Raw genomic sequence first — 9,937 nt, forward strand, 5'->3', positions numbered from 1 at the left:
ATGGTTCGGCAGCTACCAGGGCATCGGGCCCCGCTGGGTCAACCAGAACATCACCGTCAACGGAAAGTACTACGCCGCTGTCGACGGCGCCGACATTGCCGGCGGCCAATGGGGACGCCTGATGAACGCCGCAGCACCGCAGTTCTCCACCGCACCCTTTGCCCGGCCGCCAGCTTCCATGCTCAGGTGATGAGGGACCCCCACCAGCCTCCGCCATCAACAAACAACCTCGGTAGGTTGCCCCACACAAGCACGCGGCAAGCAGCCCGGGCCGACACGCGCCGCACCGCCGGCGTCGGCCGGCATCAGCCCCCGGGTGCCGAGTGAACGGACCGGGTCAACGGCGCCGGGCAGCGGTCCTCGGAGACCGCCCGGTTGAGGAAGGCCCAACCCAGCATGATGACGGAGGCGGCCGCGAGGAACGGCTGAATTGGGGCGAAGTACTGCAGGGCGCCCGAGGTGCCCAATGCCAGCAGTGCCAGTTTGTTGCAGACGGGGCACCCGACCGCGAAAAACGAGACAACAGCACCCGCAGCGCCGAACCGTGACGGGCCTCCGGCGCCCTCTCCCTGAAGCTCATCGACCGGGGCGCGCGCGACATACGTGGCGACCAGCAGCCCGGTAAGGACCGCTGTGATCCCCAGGACGGGGTACGCCCACCATGTGGGAGGGATTTCACGGCTGAAGAAGGGTGTGTCGATAAGATCGGTGGGCACCGCCACCACCAGATATGTCAGGGCCGAGGCGGCTGCCGCCGCTAACCACCGGCGCGCCGGCCATTGGGACAGCGCCGCTGTCAAAGGCACCCGGTTCGTTTTATTCACAGGGGGCTTTCCCGCCTTTCACATAGCATGCAAGGGAATAACTGATGCAGGTTTCGGCTGGGCTGACGCCCTGCCGTCGATAAAGGAGCTCTCATGCCGAACGTCGGATCTTCAGACAATGCCGCGGACGCGGGGGCTGTGCGCGGTCTCCTGGTCCATTCCGCGGGGCCGGCCGACAGTGCCGGAATCTCCGCAGCCCTGCGCAGTGCGGCCAACGCGGTGGCCGCACTGGACCCGGGTGTTCCGGTCGAGGTCGTGGTGCAGGGCCCCGGGGTGGGCCTGTTGGCTGCCGGCTCAACCCTGGAGGAGCCGGTCAGTGAAGCCCTCGCCCTGGGGATCCGGATCCTTGCGTGCGGGAACAGCCTTCGTTCTGTGGGCCTGGCGCCGGGGGAGTTGTCCTCCGGTGTTGGTTCGGTCCCGGCGGCCATTGCGCACCTGGCGGCGCGGCAGTGGGAAGGGTGGGCCTACGTCCGTCTGTGATCGCGCTGACATCAGGTGGAAGGTCCTCTCGGGGTGCCCGTTTTGGTGGGAAAGAGCGGGCGGCAGCTCGTGCACACCTCGCCGGAATCCCCTCCGGTGGAGGGCGTGAGGGCTGTCCGCTCGAGTTGGAGTCGCTCCCGCAGCGCCCATCCCAGAAGGGCCAGTGAGAGGAGGGCGAAGGCTGGCTGGATCACTCCGGTGAGAACTACGGGGGCGGCGCCGGTGAACAGATGGGCTGCCAGCGTCCCTTGGCCGGTGGATGTTGCGATCACCAGTCCGGTCAGGCCGATCACGGGCCAGCGGGTGTCGCAAACCGTGGCTTCGGCTCCGATGGGTGCATCAAGGTAGCTGCCGACAACCAGGCCGGCCAGAACCGAGCCGGCCGCGACAAGGACGGCATTCCACCACACGGCATCGGTTGGGCCCATCATGCCGTTCAGCGACACGACGACAGCGGCGGCGGCGGCCGCGGCGACGCCTGCACCGACCCTGCGGACCGGCCTCCAGCGTCGCAGCAGACCGAAGTCACCGCTCAGCTGATGCCGCACTCCGGCCTTTGGCCGGCTACTGTCGCTCGCCACTGTTTCCTCGATCCGTTTGTCTGTATCCATGCCTGGTCCTAACCGTGCACGGGTTGTGGGGGCGCCGCTGCGCGGCGGGCGTGCAGTGCGGTCCAGATAAGGACGACCGCCACCAGTGCCATGGCCAGGAAAGCCAGTCCGGAATAGCCCATTGAGGCAAGAACCGGGCCCGCCAATGCCCCGCCGAGGGCGCCGGCGGCATTCATGCTCAAATCCGAGATGCCCTGGATGGCGGGCCGGTCCTGGATGTGGACGGATTCCGCGACCATGGCCGAGCCGGCCACGACCGAAGCTGACCATCCGAGTCCGAGCAGGACGAGGCTGACCGTGACCCCGGTTCGGGAGTCCGCCGCGAACCCGGCGATGATCAGGGAGGCCAGGAGAATGCCCTGGCCCAGGACTATGACGGGCAGCCTCCCGGCTTTGTCCGCCAGCCACCCGAACACGGGGGAGAGGGCGTACATGCCCGCAATGTGCAGGCTGATGGTGAAGCCGACGATAACGAGGCTTGCTCCGTGTTCGCGCAGGTGGACCGGTGTCATGGACATCAGCGCCACCATGGTGGCGTGGCTGAGTGCGACGGCGGCCACCGCGTAGCGCGCACCCGCGTTGCTGCGCAGTATCAGCGTTCCACTCCGCGGCCGGGGTGCCTCGACGCTGGAGTCGCGCAGCGACATCGCAGTAAGCAGCGGGTCCGGGCGCAGCCCGGTCAGGTACACGAGGGCGGCGGCCAGTTGGGCGGCCACGGAGAAGGCGAAGGCGCCCGTCAGGGGCGGCAGGCCAAGCGCTGCGCCAACGGCCTCGCCCGGGCCGAAGAGGTTGGGGCCAAGCACTGCACCGATGGTGGTGGACCAGACGACGATGGAGAGATCCCGCGCCCTGGTGCCGGGCCGGGCCAGGTCGGTGGCGGCGAACCTGGCCTGCAGGTTGACCGCGGAACCGGCCCCGAGCAGCATCAGTCCAAGCAGCAGCAGGGGAAAGACCGACACCGACGCCGACGTGATGGCAATGACGGCCCCGGTTCCGGCGATGAGCGCCCCGGTGGAGAGTGAAATCCGCCGTCCCCGGGCGACCGCGAGCCGGGCAAGGGGCACGGCAGCGAGAGCAGCCCCGAGGGTGCTCATCGTGGCGGCCATGCCGGACCACGCCGGCGATCCGGAAAGCTGTGCCGCGAGCAGCGAACCAAGGGACAACGTCGCGCCCATGCCGATGCCGCCGAGAATCTGCCCGCCGACCAGGACGGAGACCACTTTGCGTTGAGGCGGCACGCCGCCGGCGGGGCCGGCCAGGGATGTGGCGGGCCGCGGTCCTGTAGACCCGGGAATTGTTGGCATCCTGCCAGTCTCCCAGATACCCCTTGGGGTATGCAAGAGGGCTTCGGGTGCTTGGCAAAAGATACCCCCGGGGGTATTATTGCTGGTGTAACCAACCTACCTGAGGAGTCACCATGTGCAGTCCCGTCCGTTGCAACAACTGTGGAAAAATCACCTGGGCCGGCTGCGGCGAGCATGTCGATTCGGTGATGGCCGACGTTCCGGTGGAACGGCGCTGCACCTGCTCCTGACCCGCCCGGTCAGTATCTGCCGGCAATACGGCACTGCAATACGTTCCCTGCAGCACGGGGACGTATTGCAGGGGACTGTCAGTGGGCAGAAGCCGCGGATACCAGCGGGCACGCCGTGGCGGGGACCTCCGGCGAAACCCCTCCTGCGGTGACAGTCGCCTGACTGAAACCTCGAGCCATACCGGATGCGCTGGCTGCGCCCGGCCGGCCCGGAGGGGCAGCCAGGGGCCAGATGGGGATCCACCGGGTCTACTGTCAGCGGGTTGCTCCCGTCGGCGCCTCCACTTCCCCCGTGGCCTGGAAAGGTCCGCTCAACCTTGGGCGTGACGAATATTCCGTCGGCGCCCCGCGGGCTGCTGTTTATGGCGCTGCCGCCGCCCATGGCCATGATGACGCCCGCATCCCCAAGCCCTGGCTCGCTGGAACCTCTCGCTGGAACCTTGGGGTTTTGCGTGGGGCCGTCAGGAATCTCCGGCGCCCGGCTGGTCGGTCCGGATGAGGTGGCCGCGGATATTGATATCGAAGCGGTGACCGCCCAGATACACGACCCGGACCGACTGGCTTCCCCCGCACGCGGGGGCCTCCGGCGGCCGTTGAGCTGCCTGCGGCTGTGGTGACTGCTTCGCTGCTCAAGGTGTTTGTCCATCCGTCGGTGGGGCAGGTCCGGGAAGCCCCGGGCCGGCGCTGGGGGCAGGTGACTTCCTGGGAGGCCGGGGCGGCGGCCACTTTCGCCCGGACCCCATCGGTGGGATGGCCGCCGGCGGACCCCGCATTGGTGGGGATCAGGTGAACAGGACGTCGCCGACGAATCCGCCCTCGCGGCAGCCCGGCGGGATGGCGAACACAGCCGAGCCGACCGGTGTTGTCCATTGATTGAGCATGTCCATTTCATCGAGCCGGCGCTGGATCGGCGTGAACTGCTTGCCGACGTCGGACTGGTAGGACACGAAGATCAGCCCCGAGTCCGAGACCCCTCCGGCGCCGGGAGCGGCATCGTAGTTGTAGCCCCGCCGGAAGATCCGCTGGGAACGGTCCTCCGGCCGGGCCCGGCGCAGGTGCGAGACGTCCGAGATGACCGGGAACCCGAGCTTGGACACGGCCGCGAAGTCAGGTTCGTCGTGCTCCTGCGTCCCGGTCAGCGGTGCGCCGCTGGCCAGCCGGCGGCCCACGGATTCCTCCCGGCCGACGCGGTCCAGCTCGTCCCACTTGTCCAGGTTCATCGCGATCCGGCGGATGACAACGGAAGTGCCATTGCCCGTCCACGCAGGAATTTCCCCGCCGCCCCAGACCACGCGTTCCTCGTCGGTGCTGCCCGGGGCAGGGTTCGACGTCCCGTCCACCTGGCCAAAGAGGTTCCGCATGGTGGTGCCGGGCTTCTCGCTGCCATACGAACGCCGGAATCCGGTCTGCACCCAGCGGACGGTCGCGAAGCTCCGGCTGTCCTTCAGGAGCATCCGTTGGGCGTGCGCCACGGTCAATGGATCATCCGCGCAGATCTGCAGGAGCAGATCACCGTCGGAAAACCCGGGCTGCAGCCGGTCGATGCTGAAGGCCGGCAGCGGCTTCAGCCAGCCCGGCGCCAGTGCGGGGGCCACTGCTGCCACCAGCCCTGGCCCGACGCCGAAGGTGACCGTCAGCCGGGCCGGCACCCGGGCGAGTTCGGCCTCCGTGTCAGCCAGTGCCGGTTGTCCCGCGCAGAGGTTGGCGGCGTCGTCGCTGAGCAGCCGCAGGAGCGCCCTGACCTGGGCGCGCGTCGTTCCGGGCCGCAGATCCAGGGCGACAAAGACGCCGTGGGCCTGGGGTGCCGTGGTGATCCCCGCCTGCCGGTCGCCGTGAAACGGAACAACGCCGCTGCCGTGGATACTTTCCCCGGCTTCGGACGGTGCGGGGTCTCCCGACGGCTGGCTGCCTGCCCCGGCGAGGTGGGCGCCGGCCGCTGCCAGCGCCCCAAGCCCTGCCGCGGCGCCGCCGAAAAGGAGTCCGCGCCGTGGCAGTTTCCGCGGGGCGCCGGGCCCTTCGGTGCCGGCGGACGGGCCCGCGGGCTGCTGGTCCGCGGCCATTACTTCGAGGTCGGCGACGGCGCGGACGGGGTTGCGCTGCCAGCGGCCCCGGTCGGCTGGCCGTGCTGCATGCCGGCGCCGCCTTCTTCGACATAGTTCTCGTTGGCGCCGCTGAAGTCCTTCGCCACGGCGGCGAATTCGAAGCTCCCGCCACCGGCCAGCGCCAGCGTGAACCTGACGTCGGCGCCTGCCGTGATGGGCCCGGTAAGACCCATCAGCATGAGGTGGTTGGCGCCCGGCTCCAGTTTCAGTTCGCCGCCTGCCGGGATGACAAAGCCGCCCGGCTTGGCCTGCATCTGCATGGCGCCGTTGCTTCCCGGGACCGTTTCGTGCAGTTCAACCATCCGGGCCGCCGGGGTCGAGGCCCCGGTGACGGTGATGTCGGTGTCGGAGGTGTTCTTGATGACGCCGAATGCGCCGGTCATCCCGGATTCGGCGGTTTTGACCCAGGGCTGGCTGACCGCCAGCCCTGGGGCTGCAGGGGCGGCTGTACTTTCCGGGGTGGTGACGGCCGGCGTGGCGGCGGCTGACGGTGTGGACCTCGAGTCTGAGGGTGCGCAACCGGTAAGGGCCAGGGCCGCGGCGGCGAGAACGGAAAGGGCGGGGTAAACGAGCTTCTTGGACATGGAAGTACTCCTGAATCGTCGGGGGCGGCCGCAGCGGGCCGGCCCGGAAAGTGTTATTCGGCGCGGGACTGCGTGTTGCGCTTGATGCGCCGGAGGCCCGCAAGGGTTAGGGACAGGCCGAGACCTGCGGCCGCAGCGATTCCGACGGCGGGCAGCCAGCCGGGCACAGCGGCAGCGTCACCCGGAGCTGCGCCGGTGGCGGCAGCAGCGCTGGTTTCAGGGCTGCCAGTCAGGCCGGCGGGCGCAGCCGCGGAAGGTTCGCCGACGTGGAACCCGTAGCCTCCGCTGATCGGGTGACCGTCTGCAGAGACCACCCGCCAGCTGACCTGGTAGCCGCCGTCGGGGAGTTCCGGGAGCGGCTGTGTCAGCGTTTCCCGGGTCAGGGCCGGCGGGCCGGCTACCCAGTTCCTGGCGTTGGCATCGACGACGCGGATCTCGTGGCCCAGTGCCAGCAGGGGCGAACTGAAGGACAGGGTGATGCTGCCTGGCTTCTTGTCCAGGCGTTCATCGGGCGCTGGACTGGACGAAATCAATTGGTCGTGGGCGAAAGCCGGTGGCGCTGCGGGGAGGCTGGCGCCTACGCAAAGCAGGAGGGCGGCGGGCAGTGCTGCTCCCAAGCCAGGATTCCGCCATGTTTTTGAGCTCTTTTTTGTCATGGCTGCTTCCCGCCCCGGCGCTGTCTTGGCAGCGTTGCGGGGCGTATCGGGTGAAAGGCGCGAACGCCTAGGACACGAGCGGAAGCAGGGGAGGCCCGCGGTGGCGCATCACCAGCAGGGGCGCGCCGAGGTTGCGCAGGGGCTTGACCGGCCGGGTGGAGGGCAGTGCGACGGTAGCCGGACGCACCGGCAAGGGCAGGAAGAGGGGGAGTATGGCCCTCACGCGCAGGCCCATGGCCAGAACCATGCGGACGACGGCGACCTCGCCGCGGCGCAGGATGGCCACGGTCAGGATGGCGGCAACGGCATGGCCCAGCCACATCAGCGGCGAAGTATGGTCCGCAGCGGGGGGAAAGACCGTTCCGGCGGCAGGTTCCAGCAGGGACGAGTGGGTCAGGTGGCCGCCGGCCGGAGCTCCGGCCACATGCGGAGCCGCTGCCCCGCTGAAGACCCAGTGGAAGAGCCCTTGGCTCAAAGCAACACCGGCGGAGAGCCGCCACAGGGACAGCCCGCGCCCCGTAAGAGCGGTGCAGACCAGCCCGGACAGGGCCAGCGTCAGCAGGAGCAGCGGGAGTTCGGGAACGTTCCCGCCGGCCAGGAAATGCGAACCGGAGGCGATCGAGGTCGCAACGACGGCGCCGATCCAGCCGCGTACAAGGCGCAGACCGCGTATCGTCATGGATCCTCCTCGCTCACGAGTAATTCTACAGGCCGTCGAAGATGACGATCCAGCCTATTGCGCTGAGGGTCCACACTGCCGCCGCAGGGGAACTTCATCCCAGGTACGGCCGGACGTGCCGGCTGCCTTGGGGGTTTGCGTTGGGCCGTCAGGAATCTCCGGCGAAGGCCACCGAGATCTCGGGGGTTGTCATCAGTGAGTTGTGCACGGTGCAGTGGGAGGCGACGGCGAGCAGGGCATCGCGGCGTTCGACGGGCACGCCCTCGGGGATGGTGAGGCGCACATTGATCCCCGCGACGCGTGCAGGCCGTGAGCCCATGCGGAAATCAGCGTCCACGGCCAGGCCCTCGGTGGGCAGATCATGCCGTTCCAGGTAGCGGCGGGCATAGAACGCGACGCAGCCCGCGAGGCTCGCGATGAACAGTTCAGTCGGGGTGGGACCGGTGTCCTCCCCGCCGTCGCCAACCGGCTGGTCGGTCCGGACGACGTGGCCGCGGATGTTGATATCGAAGCGGTCACCGCCCAGGTGCGCGACCCGGACCGGCTGGCTCCCCCCGGATGCGGGGCCTCCGGCGGTCTCAGCGGTGCCTGCGGCTGTGATGACTAATTCACTGCTCAAAGTGTTTCTCGATCCGTCGGTGGGGCATGCCCGGGAAGCCCCGGGCCGAAGCTGGGGTCCGGGTCTATTTCGAGGAGGCCGGCGCGGCTGCCACTTTCGCCCGGACCTCGTCCATGTCCAGGCCCTTGATGCCGGTGATGAGCTGTTCCAGCCCGGCCGCGTTCATCGCCCCCGGCTGGGAAAAGACGAGGATCCCTTCCCGGAAGGCCATCAGGGTGGGGATGGAGGTGATGCGGGCGGCCGCGGAGAGCCCGGGCTCGGCCTCGGTGTCCACCTTCGCGAAGACGACGTCCGCGTGGTTCTCGGAGGCTTTGCTGAAAGTGGGGGCGAACATCCGGCAGGGGCCGCACCAGGCTGCCCAGAAGTCCACCAGGACGATGTCGTTGCCGGTGATGGTGTCGTTGAAGGTCGCTTCGGAAATGTCGATGGTTGCCATAGTGAAACAATATACCCCCCGGGGTATTATGGCAACAGGGTGGCCAGCCCTCCGCCGGTTTGCATTGATACCCCCTGGGGTATCATGATGGAAGGGTAACTACCCGCCCGGGCTGCCGGACATCATGAAAGGGCATCAGCATGAAGAGCATTTCAGTGGACGACCTGGCAGCACTCGGGTCTGATGTTTCCATCATCGACGTCCGGGAAGAGGAAGAGTACTCGGAGGCCTGCGTCCCGGGAACGAAAAACATTCCGCTCTCGGTTTTCCAGCAATCCCTGGGTGATGTTCCGGTCGGGCGGACTGTCTATGTGATGTGCGCGTCCGGCGGCCGCAGTTCCCGGGCCACGGCGCATCTCGCCGGGCAAGGCTACGACGCGGTGAATATCATGGGTGGTATCACCGAGTGGTTCCGCAACGGGCACCCGGTCACCTACCGGGCAGGCGGCCAGTGAGTATGTCCTCCACCGTCAGCTTCGAGCAGATCCCGCCCGGCCCGGACGCCGGCAGCCGCCGCACCATCAACCGCCTCAAGCGCGCCCAGGGGCAGCTCACTGCGCTGATTGCCGCCGTCGAATCCGGGGCAGATTGCCGCAACGTCGTCACCCAGCTGTCGGCGGTCCGCGGCGCCCTGGACAAGGCCGGGTTCGAACTGATCTCGGCGGCGATGCGCGACTGCCTCACCGAGCCGGCGGACGCTCTCCCGGCAGACGGCGTGCAGCCTGGACTGCCGGTCGGCAGGCCCACCCTTAAGGAACTCCGCACGCTCTTCCTGCGCCTGACCTAGGCCAGCTCAAGCCACTGCCAGGGCAACGGCGCCCAGCCCGAATATCCAGCACAATCGCCCCGTCCTACCGAAAGGTCCAGCACATGGAAATCACCCCACAGCAGCTCGCGGAACAGCTCAAGAGCGGCAGTGATGCCCAGATCGTCGATGTCCGCGAAACAGCGGAAGTGGCCGAGGGCATGATCCCCGGCGCCCGGCACATTGCCCTGGGCGAACTGGCCGGGCACCTCGACGCCCTGGATAAAGGCCGGCCCGTCATCGCCATCTGCCGCAGCGGGCGCCGCAGCGCGGCGGCCGCCGACCAGCTCACGGCCGCAGGCTACACCGCCTACACCGTGCCCGGCGGAATGCTCGACTGGACAGCTGCGGGCTTCCCCGTCAGCTGACCCCACCAGACTGCCCGGGCGGCATACCCCCCAGCTGCCGCCCGGGCTTCCACCTGCCCGGTCCCGGTCCCTGACACGGGAAACCGGACGGTGGAGGGCGGCTTTCCCGCAAACGCGGGGCCGCCAGAAGAAAATGTTCCAGGATATACCGAAAGAGATTATGACTTCCTTGAAGACCACCCCTGTTGAATCCGCCCCGCAGTCCATCGATGCCTCGACCCTGAAGGCCTGGGAAGACA

14 protein-coding genes are annotated in these 9,937 nt (G+C 68.3%); 5 read left to right on the forward strand and 9 right to left on the reverse strand.

Annotation, left to right across the window (positions count from 1 at the left end):
- The coding region (locus QCD75_RS20985; RefSeq protein ID WP_301231433.1) for a hypothetical protein at positions 1–190 on the forward strand (190 nt) is incomplete at its 5' end.
- 115 nt (positions 191–305) lie between these two features.
- Here QCD75_RS20985 and QCD75_RS20990 read toward each other — a convergent pair.
- Positions 306–716 carry a hypothetical protein gene (locus QCD75_RS20990; protein WP_301231434.1) on the reverse strand — a complete coding sequence of 137 codons (411 nt, stop codon included), beginning with the start codon at positions 714–716 and terminating at the stop codon, positions 306–308.
- Between the two features lie 201 nt (positions 717–917).
- On the opposite strand from QCD75_RS20990, the gene QCD75_RS20995 reads away from it, so the two are divergent.
- Positions 918–1,304: a DsrE family protein gene (locus tag QCD75_RS20995; RefSeq protein ID WP_301231435.1), complete on the forward strand. Its 387-nt coding sequence runs from the start codon at positions 918–920 to the stop codon at positions 1,302–1,304.
- An 11-nt stretch (positions 1,305–1,315) separates the two neighbouring features.
- Here QCD75_RS20995 and QCD75_RS21000 read toward each other — a convergent pair whose 3' ends face one another.
- The 8 genes from QCD75_RS21000 to trxA form a co-directional block, all read right to left on the reverse strand.
- Positions 1,316–1,915 carry a hypothetical protein gene (locus tag QCD75_RS21000; protein ID WP_301231436.1) on the reverse strand — a complete coding sequence of 200 codons (600 nt, stop codon included), beginning with the start codon at positions 1,913–1,915 and terminating at the stop codon, positions 1,316–1,318.
- Positions 1,916–1,923: 8 nt separating this feature from the next.
- The gene (locus QCD75_RS21005) at positions 1,924–3,219 is read right to left on the reverse strand and encodes an MFS transporter (RefSeq protein WP_301231437.1); all 1,296 of its coding nucleotides are present in this window, start codon (positions 3,217–3,219) and stop codon (positions 1,924–1,926) included.
- Positions 3,220–4,231: 1,012 nt separating this feature from the next.
- Positions 4,232–5,509 carry a Dyp-type peroxidase gene (locus tag QCD75_RS21010; RefSeq protein WP_301231438.1) on the reverse strand — a complete coding sequence of 426 codons (1,278 nt, stop codon included), beginning with the start codon at positions 5,507–5,509 and terminating at the stop codon, positions 4,232–4,234.
- Complete coding sequence (locus tag QCD75_RS21015) at positions 5,509–6,135, reverse strand: copper chaperone PCu(A)C (protein WP_301231439.1); 627 nt, start codon at positions 6,133–6,135, stop codon at positions 5,509–5,511. The genes QCD75_RS21010 and QCD75_RS21015 overlap by 1 nt, the downstream gene beginning before the upstream one ends.
- Positions 6,136–6,188: 53 nt before the next feature.
- Positions 6,189–6,752, reverse strand: coding sequence for a copper resistance CopC family protein (locus QCD75_RS21020; RefSeq protein ID WP_301231440.1), 564 nt, complete (start codon positions 6,750–6,752; stop codon positions 6,189–6,191).
- A 106-nt stretch (positions 6,753–6,858) separates the two neighbouring features.
- Positions 6,859–7,470: a hypothetical protein gene (locus tag QCD75_RS21025; RefSeq protein ID WP_301231441.1), complete on the reverse strand. Its 612-nt coding sequence runs from the start codon at positions 7,468–7,470 to the stop codon at positions 6,859–6,861.
- 148 nt (positions 7,471–7,618) lie between these two features.
- The gene (locus QCD75_RS21030; protein ID WP_301231443.1) at positions 7,619–8,089 is read right to left on the reverse strand and encodes an OsmC family protein; all 471 of its coding nucleotides are present in this window, start codon (positions 8,087–8,089) and stop codon (positions 7,619–7,621) included.
- Positions 8,090–8,153: 64 nt separating this feature from the next.
- Positions 8,154–8,525, reverse strand: a complete 372-nt coding sequence (gene trxA / locus QCD75_RS21035; protein WP_301231444.1) for a thioredoxin — start codon at positions 8,523–8,525, stop codon at positions 8,154–8,156.
- A gap of 140 nt (positions 8,526–8,665) precedes the next feature.
- Between trxA and QCD75_RS21040 the strand changes: the two genes are divergently transcribed.
- The 3 genes from QCD75_RS21040 to QCD75_RS21050 all read left to right on the forward strand — a co-directional run bounded on the left by QCD75_RS21040 (position 8,666) and on the right by QCD75_RS21050 (position 9,698).
- Positions 8,666–8,980, forward strand: a complete 315-nt coding sequence (locus QCD75_RS21040) for a rhodanese-like domain-containing protein (protein ID WP_301231446.1) — start codon at positions 8,666–8,668, stop codon at positions 8,978–8,980.
- A gap of 2 nt (positions 8,981–8,982) precedes the next feature.
- Positions 8,983–9,312, forward strand: coding sequence for a metal-sensitive transcriptional regulator (locus QCD75_RS21045; RefSeq protein WP_301231447.1), 330 nt, complete (start codon positions 8,983–8,985; stop codon positions 9,310–9,312).
- An 83-nt stretch (positions 9,313–9,395) separates the two neighbouring features.
- Positions 9,396–9,698 (forward strand): rhodanese-like domain-containing protein, encoded by a 303-nt coding sequence (locus tag QCD75_RS21050; RefSeq protein ID WP_301231448.1) that lies wholly within the window; start codon positions 9,396–9,398, stop codon positions 9,696–9,698.
- The last annotated feature ends 239 nt before the right edge of the window (positions 9,699–9,937 follow it).

The sequence above is a fragment of the Arthrobacter sp. PsM3 genome (assembly GCF_030433895.1).
Taxonomy (GTDB): domain Bacteria; phylum Actinomycetota; class Actinomycetes; order Actinomycetales; family Micrococcaceae; genus Arthrobacter.